This window comes from Pseudomonas sp. xss_2 (assembly GCF_043104195.1).
GTDB lineage: Bacteria > Pseudomonadota > Gammaproteobacteria > Pseudomonadales > Pseudomonadaceae > Aquipseudomonas > Aquipseudomonas urmiensis.
Map to the genome: position 1 here is coordinate 1 of NZ_JBICKL010000005.1, position 14,634 is coordinate 14,634.

The following is a 14,634-nucleotide window of genomic DNA, read 5'->3' on the forward strand; positions in this document are numbered from 1 at the left end:
AACGCCAGTCCAGTCGCCGCCACTAACTTCGCGACTTCAGGAGGCCGAGCGTAGGTGTCTGTAGGGCCAGGTGCGCAGCACCCTTCGGCGTAGCCGAAGGCGCGAGATGTAGATTTGCGCAGCAAATCGTAGGCCGCGCGGGCCCGGGAGGCACCGAAGCGAGGGGACCCGAAGCGCAGCGTAGGGCCGGATGGTGGAGCGCACGGCTTTTGGTTACTTTTGGCCACGACCAAAAGTGACCCGCCGTAAGGGCGGAAAGGTGAATCAGCGTCTCCATCAAAAATGGATAAGTCTAAATAACCCAAGAACCCAAGAACCCAAGAACCCAAGAACCCAAAATAGCTTGCAGCCACACTGCGAATAAAAAAAAGCGACCTATTCAGGTCGCCCTTTTCAATCAGTCAGCCCGATGAAGCTTACTCATCAACTGCGCCTCAGCCTGAGTCAAACCACACGTCTGAGTCAACTCCTCAACGCTAGCCCCCATCCCCACCAGCTTGGCGGCTTGAGTAAAGGTCACATCATTGGGATCGCGCTGCTCCAGTTGCTGCAGCTTGTCTGGCAACGGCGCCACCACCGCACGCAGCTCATGGATCGCCTCCCCCATGCGCACAGTGCCATTCTGGTAATCATCCAGGCGCTTGGCCAAGTCCTTGATGCGCTGGTCGCGCAGCGCATCACCTTGAGCCTGCTGGGCGGCCAGCTCACGCTGACGCTTGCTGTAGTTCAGAAAAAACCACAGGCTCAGCGCCCACAACAGCGCCAGGAAGATGACAGCAACCTCGAAAATCAACTCAGATGTTCTCCAGCTCGGACCACTCTTCCTCGGTCATCATCTTGTCCAGCTCGACCAGAATCAGCAGCTCGCCATTCTTGTTGCACACGCCCTGGATGAACTTGGCCGACTCTTCGTTACCCACGTTTGGCGCGGTCTCGATCTCCGACTGACGCAGGTAGACAACTTCCGCGACGCTATCGACCAGGATGCCGACCACTTGCTTGTCGGCCTCGATGATGACAATACGGGTGTTGTCGGTCACTTCGGTCGGCACCAGGCCAAAGCGCTGGCGTGTGTCGATCACGGTGACCACGTTACCGCGCAGGTTGATGATGCCCAGCACATAGCTCGGCGCGCCCGGAACCGGAGCGATCTCGGTGTAACGCAGGACTTCCTGCACCTGCATGACATTGATGCCATAGGACTCGTTGTCCAGGCGGAAGGTTACCCACTGCAGGATCGGATCTTCGGAACCTTGTGCGGACGACTTTTTCATTCCCCTACCCCTCAAAATCCGCCATCGGCGGTGTGCTCGGTGTGGCCGCGGCAGCAGCGGCCGTCATTTATTAGTGTTTGCCGTGCAACTGCTTGACGGCGCCGCTGGCGATCAACTCGGCCAGTTCAGCGACATCGAGCAAGGCACACATGTGTTCGATCACCGTGCCGGCCAACCACGGACGTTGCCCGCGCTGGCTGCGCCACTTGATCTCGTTCGGGTCCAGGCGCAACGAACGGCTGACCTGATGCACCGCCAGCCCCCACTCATAGCCCTGGACAGAAATCACGTACTGCAAGCCCTGGCGGAAATCATCACGGTAGCGGTCAGGCATCACCCAGCGCGCGGTATCCAGAACCTTGAGATTGCCCGCCTGGCAGCTGAGGATGCCGAGGAACCAGTCCGGCTGGCCAAACAGTGGTGTCAACTCCTGGCCGGCCAGGCTATAGATCGACCCCAGGCATACCAGGGGTACCGCCAGGGTCAACCCGGCGACATCGAACAGCAAGCATTCGAACGGCTCGGCGGCCCACTGCGGCCGGCCGTCAATCGTCGCTGGCGGCGCTGGAACGTTGGGCGCAGGCAGATGGACCTCGACCAACGGCGCGACCGGCTCAGGCGCCTGTACTTCGGTGAGCACCGGAATACTGGCTTCGACCACCACCTGGGCCTCGACCACGGTGACCACAGGTTCTGCGACTGGCACGGCAGGCGCCAGCACCGTGGCGAGCACCTTGGGTTGCGGCTCGGCAAAAGGCCGTGAGGCTAACGTTGGCGCGGGCTCAACCTGACGCTGGGCGTCGCGGGCCTGCTCTTCGCGTACCGCAGCCTCGAAGTCTTCGCTCGGCGCAGGCTCTGCAGCGGGCGCCTCGAATGTCTCGGTAGCTTCCTGCAGCAAGCCGTCCAGATAGGTCTGCAAGGCCAACTGCGGCTTGCTGGTAATGGGCCGGGCTGAGTTCATCAGGCCACCTGCAGTGCGGATTTGTAGGTGAGCAAGTGCTTGAGCAAGGCGCGATAGGCAACCACCCCGCGGCTCTTGCCGTCGAACTGCGAAGGCGTGACGCCCGCCCGGCTAGCATCGCGCAGACGCGTGTCGACCGGGATATAGCCCTGCCAGACGTTCTCGGCGTAGGTATCGCGCAGCACTTTGAGCGTGCCCAAGGAAGCCTGGGTACGGCGATCGAACAGGGTCGGCACGATCTGGTAGGGCAGCGCCTGCTTGCGCGAGCGGTTGACCATGGCCAGGGTGCCGACCATCCGCTCCAGGCCTTTGACCGCAAGAAACTCGGTCTGCACCGGAATCACCAGCTGCTGACTGGCGGCCAGGGCATTGACCATCAGCACGCCGAGCAAGGGCGGGCTGTCGATCAGGGCGAAGTCGAAATCCTGCCACAGCTGCGCCAGACTCTTGGCGATCACCAGGCCCAGGCCACTCTGCCCTGGCGACTGGCGTTCTAGCACGGCCAGCGCGGTACTCGAAGGCAGCAGGGAAATACGCTCATCACTGGTCGGCAGCAGCAATTGCCCCGGCAGTCCCTCAGGCACCGTGCCCTTGTGCAGGAACAGGTCATAGCAGCTGTGCTCCAGCGCATCGGGGTTGTGTCCGAAATAGCTGGTCATGGAGCCGTGCGGGTCAAGGTCGACCACGACCACGCGCTTGCCCGCCTCGGCCAGCAGCCCGGCCAGAGCGATGGTAGTGGTGGTCTTGCCGACGCCACCTTTTTGATTGGCTACTGCCCAGACTCTCATGGTGCCTTGCTTCCTCCCGGTATGGCCGCCTGCCCTGCCGGGAACGGTGTGGATTTGGGTGACGGGGATTTGACGGGGCTAGCCCCCTCCCGCCGCTGCAGACGTTGCAGGTGCACTTTGTGTGCCAGCGCGGCGCAATGCTGAATCCGGCGTAGCATTGGCGCTGCCGGTCCCGGTCAGGCTGCGGCGCACTTCCAGGTTGCGCGAAATCACCAGCACCACCCGGCGGTTACGCGCACGCCCTTCGGCGCTGTCGTTGCTCGCCACCGGTTGGTATTCGCCATAGCCCACCGAGGCCATCCGCCCAGGGTTGACACCGTTCATCGCCAGCAGGCGGACGATGCTCGCCGCGCGCGAGGCCGACAGTTCCCAGTTGGTTGGGTACTGGGCAGTCCGGATCGGCATGTTGTCGGTAAAGCCTTCGACATGCACCGGGTTGGCGAACGGCTTGAGGATATTGGCCACCTTCTCGATGATCTCGAAGGCAACGTCGCTGGGCATGGCATCGCCACTGCCGAACAGCAACGCCGAGTTGAGCTCGACCTCGACCCACAGCTCATTGCCACGCACAGTCATCTGGTCAGATTTGATCAAGTCGCCAAACGCTTCGCGCACATCGTCGCTGATGGTCTGCAAAGGATCGTTGCTGGTTTGCGCTAGGCCCGCGTCGGTCTGCTCGCTGTCCTTGATCAGAGGCTCGGCCGGCCTCACGCTCAGCGGCTGCTCATCGCCGATCGGGATCGGCTTCATGCTCCGCTCAGGGTCGTTGAACACCCCGAGCAGGGCCTGGGAAATGACCTTGTACTTGCCCTCGTTGATCGAGGAGATCGAGTACATGACCACGAAGAAGGCGAACAACAAGGTAATGAAGTCGGCATATGACACTAGCCAACGCTCGTGATTCTCGTGTTCCTCAGTGTGACGACGGCGACGCATGGCTTACTCCATGAAGCCTTGCAGCTTCAGCTCGATCGAGCGTGGGTTTTCGCCTTCGGCGATCGACAGCAGGCCTTCGAGGAGCATCTCGCGATAGCGCGACTGACGCATGACGATGGCTTTGAGCTTGTTGGCGATCGGCAGCAGGATCAAGTTGGCACTGGCCACGCCGTAGATGGTGGCAACGAACGCCACGGCAATGCCATTGCCCAACTGCGAAGGATCGGCCAGGTTGCCCATCACATGGATCAGGCCCATCACCGCGCCGATGATGCCGATGGTCGGCGCGTAGCCGCCCATGCTTTCAAATACCTTGGCGGCCTGGATATCACGGCCTTCCTGGGTCAGGAAGTCGACCTCAAGGATACTCCGGATAGCCTCCGGCTCAGCGCCATCGACCAGCAACTGCAAGCCCTTGCGCGCATACGGATCAGGTTCGCCATCGGCCACCCCTTCCAGCCCCAGCAGGCCTTCCTTGCGAGCGGTGAGGCTCCAGTTGACTACCCGATCGATACCGCCAGCCAGGTCTACCCGCGGCGGGAAGATGATCCAGCGGACAATCTGCAGCGCGCGCTTGAACGACGACAACGGCGCCTGCAACAACGCCGCCGCCAGGGTGCCGCCCAGCACGATCAGCGCCGCCGGGCCATTGAGCAGCGCACCGACGTGGCCACCCTCGAGGAAGTTGCCACCGACGATGGCGACGAAGGCGAGGATCAGGCCAATCAGGCTCAAGACATCCATCAGACGCAGGCCTCGACCAGGTGCTTGCCGATCTCGTCCAGGCTGTACACCGCATCGGCCAGGTTGGCCTTGACGATGGCCATGGGCATGCCATAGATCACACAGCTGGCTTCATCCTGGGCCCACACGGTGCTGCCGCCTTGCTTGAGCAAACGCGCGCCTTCGCGGCCGTCCGCGCCCATGCCGGTGAGTACCACCGAGAGCACTTTGTCGCCGTAGGACTTGGCTGCCGAGCCGAAGGTAATGTCCACGCAGGGCTTGTAGTTCAGACGCTCGTCACCCGGCAGGATCTTCACCGTGCCACGGCCGTCGACCATCATCTGCTTGCCCCCCGGGGCCAGCAGCGCCAGACCTGGACGCAGCACATCACCGTCTTCGGCTTCCTTGACGCTGATCTTGCACAGCTTGTCGAGGCGTTCGGCGAAGGCCTTGGTGAAGGCTGCCGGCATGTGCTGGATCAGCACGATCGGCGCCGGGAAGTTGGTCGGCAGCTGGGTCAGCACCCGCTGCAGGGCCACCGGGCCACCGGTCGAGGTGCCAATTGCCACCAGTTTGTACGGCTTGCGCTTGGGCGCGGGCGAGTGCGTTGCAGCGGGAGCCGCGGCGCTACGCCCAGGTGCAGGTGCAGGCGCGGCAGCACGCACCGGAGCACTGCTGGCAAAGCTGCTGGAAGGCGCGTGGCTGCTCGACGCTGGGCTTGCGGCCGGCGCAGGCGCGGCGTAGCTGCCCAGGCGGCGGTTGCTGCGCGAAATGGTGTGGACCTTTTCGCAGAGCATCTGCTTGACCTTGTCAGGGTTGCGCGAGATGTCTTCGAAGTTCTTCGGCAGGTAGTCCACCGCACCGGCATCCAGCGCATCGAGGGTCACCCGGGCGCCTTCATGGGTCAGCGAGGAGAACATCAACACCGGCGTCGGGCAGCGCTGCATGATGTGGCGCACGGCGGTGATGCCGTCCATCATGGGCATTTCATAGTCCATGGTGATCACATCGGGCTTGAGCGACAGCGCCTGGTCGATTGCTTCCTTGCCATTGGTCGCGGTCCCCACGACCTGAATGGTCGGGTCGGCCGAGAGAATTTCCGAGACACGGCGGCGGAAGAAACCGGAATCATCCACCACCAGGACCTTGACTGCCATAAACACTCCATTAGGCGGCGCAACCGCCAGGCTGCGCCACCGAAATCAATAACGCTTGGCGGCGTAACGCTTGAGCATGCTCGGGACGTCGAGGATCAACGCGATGCGGCCGTCGCCAGTGATGGTGGCGCCAGACATACCCGGCGTGCCCTGCAGCATCTTGCCCAACGGCTTGATCACCACCTCTTCCTGGCCGACCAGTTGGTCGACGACGAAGCCAATGCGCTGGGTGCCGACCGAGAGGATCACTACGTGGCCCTCGCGTTGCTCCTCGTGCACCTGGTCCTGGACCAGCCAGCGCTTGAGGTAGAACAGCGGCAACGCCTTGTCGCGCACGATCACCACCTCCTGACCGTCGACCACATTGGTGCGCGACAGGTCGAGGTGGAAGATCTCGTTGACGTTGACCAGGGGGAAGGCGAACGCCTGGTTGGCCAGCATCACCATCAGGGTCGGCATGATCGCCAAGGTCAGCGGCACCTTGATGACGATCTTCGAGCCCTGGCCCTTGGCTGAGTAGATATTGATCGAGCCATTGAGCTGGGAGATCTTGGTTTTCACCACGTCCATGCCCACGCCACGGCCAGACACATCGGAGATCTCGGTCTTGGTCGAGAAGCCCGGGGCGAAGATCAGGTTGTAGCAGTCCGACTCGCTCAGGCGATCGGCTGCGTCCTTGTCCATCAGGCCCTTTTCCACCGCCTTGGCGCGCAGGATGTTCGGGTCCATGCCCTTGCCGTCATCGGAGATCGACAGCAGGATATGGTCGCCTTCCTGCTCGGCCGACAGCACCACCTTGCCGGTGCGCGCCTTGCCAGAGGCTTCGCGCTCGTCAGGCATTTCCACGCCATGGTCGACTGCGTTGCGCACCAAGTGCACCAGCGGATCGGCCAGGGCCTCGACCAGGTTCTTGTCGAGGTCGGTTTCTTCACCGACCAGCTCCAGGTTGATTTCTTTCTTGAGCTGGCGGGCCAGGTCACGGACCAAGCGCGGGAAGCGGCCGAAGACCTTCTTGATCGGCTGCATGCGGGTTTTCATCACCGCAGTCTGCAAGTCGGCGGTGACCACATCGAGGTTGGACACAGCCTTGGACATGGCCTCGTCGCCGCTATTGAGGCCCAGGCGCACCAGGCGGTTACGCACCAGCACCAGTTCGCCGACCATGTTCATGATCTCGTCCAGGCGCGCGGTATCGACCCGCACGGTGGTTTCCGCTTCGCTGACGTGCTTCTCGCCAGCCGGGGCCGGGGCACGGGCTGGGGCGGCCGGTTTGGCAGCAGCAGGTGCAGGCGCTGCGGCGGGCGCCGGGGCTGGTTTGGGCGCAGGCGTTGGTGCAGGCTGAGCTTGGGCCTTGGCCGCTACCGGTGCGGCAGCAACGGCAGCCGCTGGGGTTTCGGCAGTGGCCGTGTCGCCAGAGAACTTGCCCTTGCCATGCAACTGGTCGAGCAAGGCTTCGAACTCATGCTCACTGATCTCATCGCCCGACGCCGCAGGCGCGCCAGCAGCGGCAGGCGCCGCCGTGGCTGGCAATGCATCGGCGGCGAAGGTGCCCTTGCCATGCAACTGGTCGAGCAGCGCTTCGAATTCGTCGTCGGTGATTTCATCGCCAACCGGCGCCTGAGCAGCGGCCTCAGCAGCGCTGGCCACGACCTCAGGCGAGAACTGGCCCTTGCCATGCAGCTGATCGAGCAGCGATTCGAACTCAGCGTCGCTGATTTCGTCGCCTTCAGCGCTAGGTGCTTCGCCCTGCAGCTGTTCGGCAGCGGCCGCTTCAGCCTTGACCGCGTCGAGCGAGTCGAGCAGCTGCTCGAATTCGGTGTCGGTGATGTCCGGTTCGGCGGCGGGTGCCTGGGCCACCGGCACCTCTTCGACGACCGCGGCAACCGGCTCAGCAGCGCCGGGCTCAGCCAAACGCGACAAGGCCGCCAGCAGCTCAGGCGTGGCCGGGGTGACTTCGCTACGCTCGCGAACCTGGCCGAACATGCTGTTGACCGTGTCCAGCGCTTCGAGGACCACGTCCATCAGCTCGGCGTCGACCCGACGCTCACCTTTGCGCAGGATGTCGAAGACGTTCTCTGCGATATGGCAGCACTCCACCAGCTCATTGAGCTGAAGGAAGCCGGCGCCCCCTTTTACAGTGTGAAAACCGCGGAAAATTGCATTGAGCAGGTCGGCATCATCCGGTCGGCTTTCCAGCTCGACCAATTGCTCGGACAGTTGCTCAAGAATTTCGCCGGCTTCTACCAGGAAATCCTGAAGGATTTCTTCATCGGCGCCGAAGCTCATTAAACGTGCTCCCTAAAAACCCAGGCTGGACAGCAGATCATCGACATCGTCCTGACCGGACACGACGTCTTCACGCTTATCGGCATGAATCTGCGGACCTTCACCCCGAGTCGGATGTTTTTCTTGATCTTTTTCAGCGCGCAGCTGTTGGTGGTCATGTTCGATACCGGCAAAGCGGTCGACTTGACTGGCCATCAGCACGAGCTTGAGCAGATTGCTTTCTACTTCGGTGACCAACGCGGTGACGCGCTTGATCACCTGCCCAGTCAGGTCTTGGTAGTCCTGAGCCAGGAGAATGTCGTTCAGATGCCCGGAGACCTTGCGGTTACCTTCAGCGCTGTGCGTCAGGAAACTGTCGACCCGCTTGACCAACTCGCGAAATTCCGGCGCGGCCACTTCGCGGCGCATGAAGCGCTGCCAGTCAGCGCTCAGCGCCTGGGCTTCGCTGGCCAGATCGTTGAGCACCGGGGTGCTCTCTTCGACCAGGTCCATGGTGCGGTTGGCGGCGCCCTCGGTCAGCTTGACCACGTAGGACAAGCGCTCGGTGGCATCGGTGATCTGCGAGACTTCCTCGGCCTGCGGCATGGCCGGGTCGATCTGGAAGCTGACGATCGCGCTGTGCAGCTCGCGGGTGAGTTTGCCGACTTCCTGATACAGGCCGCGGTCGCGCGTCTGGTTAAGCTGATGGATCAGCTGCACCGCGTCGCCAAACCGGCCGCGCTCAAGGCTCTCGACCAGTTCCTGGGCATGCTTCTTCAGGGTCGTTTCGAACTCACCCAGAGACGTGTTGTTAGACTCCATAGCGCCCCCTGGCGTGACTTAGCCGTTCACGCGTTCGAAGATCTTTTCGATCTTTTCTTTGAGCACCTGGGCTGTGAAAGGCTTGACCACATAGCCATTGACGCCGGCCTGGGCCGCTTCAATGATCTGGTCGCGCTTGGCTTCGGCAGTGACCATCAACACCGGCATGCCCTTGAGGCGCTCGTCGGCCCGTACCTGGCGCAGCAGGTCGATCCCGCTCATGCCCGGCATGTTCCAGTCGGTCACCAGAAAGTCGAAGTGCTCGCTGTGCAACATCGGCAGCGCGGTGACGCCGTCATCGGCTTCCTTGACGTTGGTGAAGCCCAGATCACGCAACAGATTCTTGATGATTCGCCGCATCGTCGAGAAGTCGTCAACGATGAGGATTTTCATGTCTTTGTTCAAGTAGACCTCCAAGCAGTCTTAAACGCGCTCGGCCCCCGAGCGCGCATTCAATCAATTCAGTACAACGTGAAACGACTGCAGCGAACCCCGGCTACCGCGCCCGCCATTCACCCAAGCGACTGCGCAGACGCGCCGCGCACTGGCTGTGTAACTGGCTAACACGCGACTCGCTGACCCCAAGCACCTCACCGATTTCCTTGAGGTTCAGCTCTTCGTCGTAGTACAGCGCCAGCACCAGCCGCTCGCGCTCCGGCAGGTTGGCGATCGCATCGGTCAGCGCGGCCTGGAAGCGCTCGTCTTCAAGGTCACGCGACGGCTCGATCTGGCCGCTGGCTCCATCCTCGTGCAGGCCTTCATGTTCGCCGTCCTGTAACAGGTCGTCGAAACTGAACAGGCGGCTGCCCAGGGTATCGTTCAAAATCCCGTAGTAATCATCGAGACTCAATTGGAGTTCGGCAGCAACCTCGTGATCTTTAGCGTCGCGACCGGTTCTTGCTTCAACGGCGCGCATCGCGTCGCTGACCATGCGGGTGTTACGGTGCACCGAACGCGGCGCCCAGTCGCCCTTGCGCACCTCATCGAGCATGGCGCCACGGATGCGGATACCGGCGTAGGTTTCGAAGCTGGCGCCCTTGCTGGCATCGTATTTGTTGGCCACTTCCAACAGGCCAATCATGCCCGCTTGGATCAGGTCTTCGACCTGCACGTTGGCCGGCAGACGCGCCAGCAGGTGATAAGCGATGCGCTTGACCAGCGGCGCGTAGCGTTCGATCAACTCATACTGAGCATCTTTGGACGCCTTGCTGTACATCTTGAAACCGCTTGCACTCATAGCACGGGTCCCGCGCTGGTGGGTTGCACCAGTCGCTCGACGAAAAACTCCAGGTGGCCACGCGGGTTGGCAGGCAACGGCCAACTGTCGACCTTCTGCGCAATGGCCTTGAATGCCAATGCGCACTTGGACCGTGGGAAGGCCTCATAGACCGCGCGCTGCTTCTGCACCGCCTTGCGCACACACTCATCGTACGGCACGGCGCCGACGTATTGTAGGGCGACGTCAAGGAAGCGATCCGTGACCTTGGTCAACTTGGCGAACAGGTTGCGCCCTTCCTGCGGGCTCTGCGCCATGTTGGCCAGGACGCGGAAACGATTCATGCCGTAGTCGCGATTGAGCAGCTTGATCAGCGCGTAGGCGTCGGTGATCGACGTAGGCTCATCGCACACCACCAGCAGCACTTCCTGGGCGGCGCGCACGAAGCTCACCACCGAGTCGCCGATGCCGGCAGCGGTGTCGATCACCAGCACATCGAGGTTGTCGCCAATCTCGCTGAACGCCTGGATCAAGCCCGCGTGCTGCGCGGGCTGCAGGTGGACCATGCTCTGGGTGCCGGAGGCGGCCGGGACGATACGTACCCCACCTGGCCCCTGCAGCAGCACATCGCGCAGCTCGCAGCGGCCTTCGATAACGTCAGCCAGGGTGCGCTTGGGCGTGAGCCCCAGCAGCACGTCGACATTGGCCAGGCCCAGGTCGGCGTCCAGCAGCATGACGCGACGACCCAGCTCGGCCAACGCCAGGGACAGGTTCACTGAAACGTTAGTCTTGCCGACGCCACCTTTGCCACCGGTCACGGCGATCACCTGTACGGGATGCATGCTACCCATATTTGTTCTTTACCTTGTCTCGCTTGGACCGAGGCCACATGTGGGGCTGTTCTCGAAGCCCTTGATGTAGGTATTTTGCATTACGTTCTCCCTCAACCCGCGCGTTTGCCAGAGTTGTGGTAGAGATCAGCGAACATATCGGCCATGGCCTCTTCGCTGGGGTCTTCCTGCATTTGCACACTGACTGCGCGGCTGACCAACTGGTGCTTGCGCGGCAGGTGCAGGTCGTCAGGAATGCGCGGGCCATCGGTGAGATAGGCAACCGGCAGTTCATGACTGATGGCCAGGCTCAATACTTCGCCGAGGCAGGCCGTTTCATCGAGTTTGGTCAGGATGCAACCGGCCAGGCCACAGCGCTTGTAGCTGTGGTAGGCAGCGGTGAGCACCTGTTTCTGGCTGGTTGTGGCCAGCACCAGGTAATTCTTGGCGGCAATCCCGCGCCCTGCAAGTGTTTCAAGCTGCATGCGCAGTGCCGGGTCGCTGGCTTGCAGGCCAGCGGTATCGATCAGCACCACGCGCTTGCGCAGTAGCGGCTCCAGCGCCTGGGCCAGCGACTCGCCAGGATCGACGTAGGTCACCGACACGTTGAGGATCCGCCCAAGGGTCTTGAGCTGCTCCTGGGCGCCGATGCGGAAGCTGTCCATGCTCACCAGAGCCAAGTTGCTGGCGCCGTACTTGAGCACGTAACGTGCGGCCAGCTTGGCCAGCGTGGTGGTCTTGCCCATGCCGGCCGGGCCGACCATGGCGATCACCCCGCCCTCCTCGATCGGTTCGATCTCGGGCACATCGATCATCCGCGCCAGGTGCGCCAGGATCATCCGCCAAGCCTGGCGCGGTTCGTCGATCTCGGCCACCAGGTCGAGCAGCTCGCGGGCCAGTGCGCCAGACAATCCGACGCGTTGCAGACGCCGCCAGAGGTTGGCCTGCATTGGCTTGCTGCCTTGCAACTGGCTCCAGGCCAGCGAGCCGAGCTGCACTTCGAGCAGCTCGCGCAGACCGGAAAGCTCCGAGCGCATGGCATCGAACAGGCGCGGATCGACTGGCGCCGGCGCGGGTGCGGCGGCAGCCGGCGGCACATCGACGTGCGGCTCGATCAACGGCTCGGATGCGGTCAGCGACAGACCCGCGAACAACTGGCGGTTGCCTTCGTCGGTATCGTTGCGGCTGCTCAGCTCGGCCTGGGCGGTGGCGATGCGCGACTGGGTCTTGCGCAGCTCGTCTTCAAGCTCGGCATTGGGCACGCGCGGGGCCAGCGCGGACAATTTGTAGTCCAGCGCGGCCGTCAGCTCGACACCGCCGGCAATGCGCCGGTTGCCGATGATGGCGGCATCGGCGCCCAGCTCATCACGGACCAGCTTCATGGCCTGACGCATATCGGCGGCGAAAAAACGCTTAACTTGCATAACCCACTACCTCAGCCGTTGGGGCCCACGGTGGCAACGATGGTGACTTGCTTGTTGTCAGGTATTTCCTGATACGCCAAAACATGCAAATTCGGTACAGCCAGGCGACCGAACCGCGACAGCATGGCGCGGATCGGGCCGGCCACCAGCAGGATAGCTGGCTGGCCTTGCATCTCCTGACGCTGGGCCGCTTCGATCAACGAACGCTGAAGCTTCTCGGCCATGCTCGGTTCAAGAAGAACACCATCTTCCTGACCTTGCCCGGCCCTTTGCAGACTATTGAGCAAAATCTGTTCCAACCTTGGCTCCAAGGTGATCACAGGCAGCTCAGACTCAACGCCGACAATGCTTTGCACGATGGCGCGACACAATCCGACGCGCACTGCGGCAACCAGCGCGGCGGTATCTTGACTCTTGCCGGCGTTGTTGGCGATTGCCTCGGCGATACTGCGGATGTCACGCACCGGCACTTGCTCGGAAAGCAGTGCTTGCAGGACCTTGAGCAGCCCCGACAAGGAAATGACGCCCGGCACCAGCTCCTCGGCAAGCTTGGGCGAAGCCTTGGACAGCACCTGCAGCAACTGCTGGACCTCTTCGTGGCCGATCAGCTCGTGGCAGTGCTTCTGCAAAATCTGGTTCAAGTGGGTGGCGACCACAGTGCTGGCGTCGACCACGGTGTAGCCCAGCGACTGCGCCTGGGCGCGCTGGGCGACATCGATCCACACCGCTTCCAGGCCGAACGCCGGGTCGCGCGCAGCGATACCATTGAGGGTGCCGAAGACCTGGCCAGGGTTGATCGCAAGCTCGCGATCCGGATAGATCTCCGCCTCGGCCAGGATCACCCCCATCAGGGTCAGGCGATAGGCGCTGGGTTGCAGGTCGAGGTTGTCACGGATGTGCACGGTAGGCATGAGGAAGCCCAGATCCTGCGAGAGCTTCTTGCGCACGCCCTTGATCCGCGCCAGCAACTGCCCGCCCTGGTTACGGTCGACCAGCGGGATCAGCCGGTAACCGACTTCAAGGCCGATCATGTCGATCGGGGTGACGTCGTCCCAGCCCAGCTCCTTGGTTTCCATGGCACGCTGCGGCGACGGCAGCAGGTCTTGCTGACGCTGCACTTCCTCCTGCGCCTTGACCTTGGCCGCTTGCTGCTTGCGCCACACCAGGTAGGCGCCACCGGCACACATCAGGCCAAGGCTGATGAAGGCGACATGCGGCATGCCCGGCACCACGCCCATTACCAGCATGATGCCCGCCGAGACCGCCAATGCCTTGGGCGAGTCGAACATTTGTCGATTGATCAGCTTGCCCATGTCCTCGGAACCCGAGGCACGCGTGACCATGATTGCGGCAGCGGTCGACAGTAGCAGCGATGGCAATTGCGCCACCAAACCGTCACCGATGGTCAGCAGCGCGTAGATCTTGCCTGCTTCGCTAAAGCCCATGTTGTGCGAGAACATGCCGATCAGGATGCCACCGATCAGGTTGATGAACAGGATCAACAGGCCGGCGATGGCGTCACCGCGGACGAACTTGCTGGCACCGTCCATCGAGCCGTAGAACTCGGCCTCCTGGGCCACTTCGGCACGGCGCGACTTGGCCTGTGCCTGGTCGATCAGGCCGGCGTTGAGGTCGGCGTCGATGGCCATCTGCTTGCCGGGCATGGCGTCGAGGGTGAAGCGCGCGCTCACCTCGGAAATCCGCCCGGCGCCCTTGGTCACGACCACGAAGTTGATGATCATGAGGATGGCGAACACCACCGCACCGACCACGTAGTTACCGCCGATCACCACTTCGCCGAAGGCCTGGATGACCTTACCTGCCGAGCCGTGGCCTTCGTGGCCATGCAACAGCACCACCCGGGTCGAGGCGACGTTCAGCGCCAGGCGCAGCAGCGTGGCCACCAGCAAGATGGTGGGGAAGGCGGCGAAGTCCAGTGGGCGCAAGGCGTACACGCAGACCAGCAGGACCACGATCGACAGGGCGATGTTGAAGGTGAAGAACACGTCGAGCAGGAACGGCGCTATCGGCAACATCATCATTGCCAACATCACCAGCAATAACAGCGGCACGCCCAGGTTGCCCCGGCCGAGTCCGGCCAGGTTGTTACGGGCGTTGCTGATTAACTGAGTGCGATCCACCGCGAGTCCTCTTCAAGCAAAACTTTGACGCGTTAAGGGCGCCTGGCGCTGCCTTTGCAAGAAGCTGTCCAACTTTTTCGTTAGGTGGGAGATTGCG

The 14,634-nt window shown here is 62.4% G+C and carries 14 protein-coding genes; all 14 read right to left on the minus strand.

What is annotated here, in order from left to right; translation table 11 throughout:
* Positions 1 to 397 precede the first annotated feature (397 nt).
* On the minus strand, positions 398 to 793 hold the full coding sequence (locus ACF8K2_RS00465; RefSeq protein WP_392462999.1) for a DUF2802 domain-containing protein: 396 nt from the start codon (positions 791 to 793) through the stop codon (positions 398 to 400).
* A gap of 1 nt (position 794) precedes the next feature.
* Positions 795 to 1,274: a chemotaxis protein CheW gene (locus tag ACF8K2_RS00470; RefSeq protein WP_119143286.1), complete on the minus strand. Its 480-nt coding sequence runs from the start codon at positions 1,272 to 1,274 to the stop codon at positions 795 to 797.
* A gap of 70 nt (positions 1,275 to 1,344) precedes the next feature.
* Positions 1,345 to 2,235, minus strand: coding sequence for a CheW domain-containing protein (locus ACF8K2_RS00475; protein ID WP_392463001.1), 891 nt, complete (start codon positions 2,233 to 2,235; stop codon positions 1,345 to 1,347).
* Positions 2,235 to 3,023 (minus strand): ParA family protein, encoded by a 789-nt coding sequence (locus tag ACF8K2_RS00480; protein ID WP_392463002.1) that lies wholly within the window; start codon positions 3,021 to 3,023, stop codon positions 2,235 to 2,237. Before ACF8K2_RS00480 ends, ACF8K2_RS00475 begins: the two co-directional genes overlap by 1 nt.
* 78 nt (positions 3,024 to 3,101) lie before the next feature.
* The gene (gene motD, locus ACF8K2_RS00485) at positions 3,102 to 3,959 is read right to left on the minus strand and encodes a flagellar motor protein MotD (protein ID WP_392463003.1); all 858 of its coding nucleotides are present in this window, start codon (positions 3,957 to 3,959) and stop codon (positions 3,102 to 3,104) included.
* 3 nt (positions 3,960 to 3,962) lie between these two features.
* Positions 3,963 to 4,703, minus strand: coding sequence for a flagellar motor protein (locus ACF8K2_RS00490; RefSeq protein WP_186555997.1), 741 nt, complete (start codon positions 4,701 to 4,703; stop codon positions 3,963 to 3,965).
* Positions 4,703 to 5,839: a chemotaxis response regulator protein-glutamate methylesterase gene (locus ACF8K2_RS00495; RefSeq protein ID WP_392463004.1), complete on the minus strand. Its 1,137-nt coding sequence runs from the start codon at positions 5,837 to 5,839 to the stop codon at positions 4,703 to 4,705. The genes ACF8K2_RS00490 and ACF8K2_RS00495 overlap by 1 nt, the downstream gene beginning before the upstream one ends.
* Positions 5,840 to 5,884: 45 nt before the next feature.
* Positions 5,885 to 8,125 (minus strand): chemotaxis protein CheA, encoded by a 2,241-nt coding sequence (locus tag ACF8K2_RS00500; RefSeq protein ID WP_392463005.1) that lies wholly within the window; start codon positions 8,123 to 8,125, stop codon positions 5,885 to 5,887.
* A gap of 12 nt (positions 8,126 to 8,137) precedes the next feature.
* Entirely contained in the window at positions 8,138 to 8,926 is a 789-nt protein-coding gene (locus tag ACF8K2_RS00505) for a protein phosphatase CheZ (RefSeq protein ID WP_368973614.1), read from the minus strand.
* 18 nt (positions 8,927 to 8,944) lie between these two features.
* On the minus strand, positions 8,945 to 9,319 hold the full coding sequence (locus ACF8K2_RS00510; RefSeq protein ID WP_186555993.1) for a chemotaxis response regulator CheY: 375 nt from the start codon (positions 9,317 to 9,319) through the stop codon (positions 8,945 to 8,947).
* A gap of 103 nt (positions 9,320 to 9,422) precedes the next feature.
* Positions 9,423 to 10,163 (minus strand): RNA polymerase sigma factor FliA, encoded by a 741-nt coding sequence (gene fliA, locus ACF8K2_RS00515; RefSeq protein ID WP_186555992.1) that lies wholly within the window; start codon positions 10,161 to 10,163, stop codon positions 9,423 to 9,425.
* On the minus strand, positions 10,160 to 10,993 hold the full coding sequence (fleN, locus tag ACF8K2_RS00520; RefSeq protein ID WP_186555991.1) for a flagellar synthesis regulator FleN: 834 nt from the start codon (positions 10,991 to 10,993) through the stop codon (positions 10,160 to 10,162). Before fleN ends, fliA begins: the two co-directional genes overlap by 4 nt.
* Before the next feature lie 92 nt (positions 10,994 to 11,085).
* Positions 11,086 to 12,396, minus strand: coding sequence for a flagellar biosynthesis protein FlhF (gene flhF / locus ACF8K2_RS00525; RefSeq protein WP_186555990.1), 1,311 nt, complete (start codon positions 12,394 to 12,396; stop codon positions 11,086 to 11,088).
* Between the two features lie 11 nt (positions 12,397 to 12,407).
* On the minus strand, positions 12,408 to 14,537 hold the full coding sequence (gene flhA, locus ACF8K2_RS00530) for a flagellar biosynthesis protein FlhA (RefSeq protein WP_186555989.1): 2,130 nt from the start codon (positions 14,535 to 14,537) through the stop codon (positions 12,408 to 12,410).
* Positions 14,538 to 14,634 lie beyond the last annotated feature (97 nt).

What these genes read in the sequence shown, in the direction of transcription:
- ACF8K2_RS00470 (WP_119143286.1), bottom strand. Translation starts at nt 1,274, where the DNA reads ATGAAAAAGTCGTCCGCACAAGGTTCCGAAGATCCGATCCTGCAGTGG.
- ACF8K2_RS00475 (WP_392463001.1), bottom strand. Translation starts at nt 2,235, where the DNA reads ATGAACTCAGCCCGGCCCATTACCAGCAAGCCGCAGTTGGCCTTGCAG.
- ACF8K2_RS00480 (WP_392463002.1), bottom strand. Translation starts at nt 3,023, where the DNA reads ATGAGAGTCTGGGCAGTAGCCAATCAAAAAGGTGGCGTCGGCAAGACC.
- motD (WP_392463003.1), bottom strand. Translation starts at nt 3,959, where the DNA reads ATGCGTCGCCGTCGTCACACTGAGGAACACGAGAATCACGAGCGTTGG.
- ACF8K2_RS00490 (WP_186555997.1), bottom strand. Translation starts at nt 4,703, where the DNA reads ATGGATGTCTTGAGCCTGATTGGCCTGATCCTCGCCTTCGTCGCCATC.
- ACF8K2_RS00495 (WP_392463004.1), bottom strand. Translation starts at nt 5,839, where the DNA reads ATGGCAGTCAAGGTCCTGGTGGTGGATGATTCCGGTTTCTTCCGCCGC.
- ACF8K2_RS00500 (WP_392463005.1), bottom strand. Translation starts at nt 8,125, where the DNA reads ATGAGCTTCGGCGCCGATGAAGAAATCCTTCAGGATTTCCTGGTAGAA.
- ACF8K2_RS00505 (WP_368973614.1), bottom strand. Translation starts at nt 8,926, where the DNA reads ATGGAGTCTAACAACACGTCTCTGGGTGAGTTCGAAACGACCCTGAAG.
- ACF8K2_RS00510 (WP_186555993.1), bottom strand. Translation starts at nt 9,319, where the DNA reads ATGAAAATCCTCATCGTTGACGACTTCTCGACGATGCGGCGAATCATC.
- fliA (WP_186555992.1), bottom strand. Translation starts at nt 10,163, where the DNA reads ATGAGTGCAAGCGGTTTCAAGATGTACAGCAAGGCGTCCAAAGATGCT.
- fleN (WP_186555991.1), bottom strand. Translation starts at nt 10,993, where the DNA reads ATGGGTAGCATGCATCCCGTACAGGTGATCGCCGTGACCGGTGGCAAA.
- flhF (WP_186555990.1), bottom strand. Translation starts at nt 12,396, where the DNA reads ATGCAAGTTAAGCGTTTTTTCGCCGCCGATATGCGTCAGGCCATGAAG.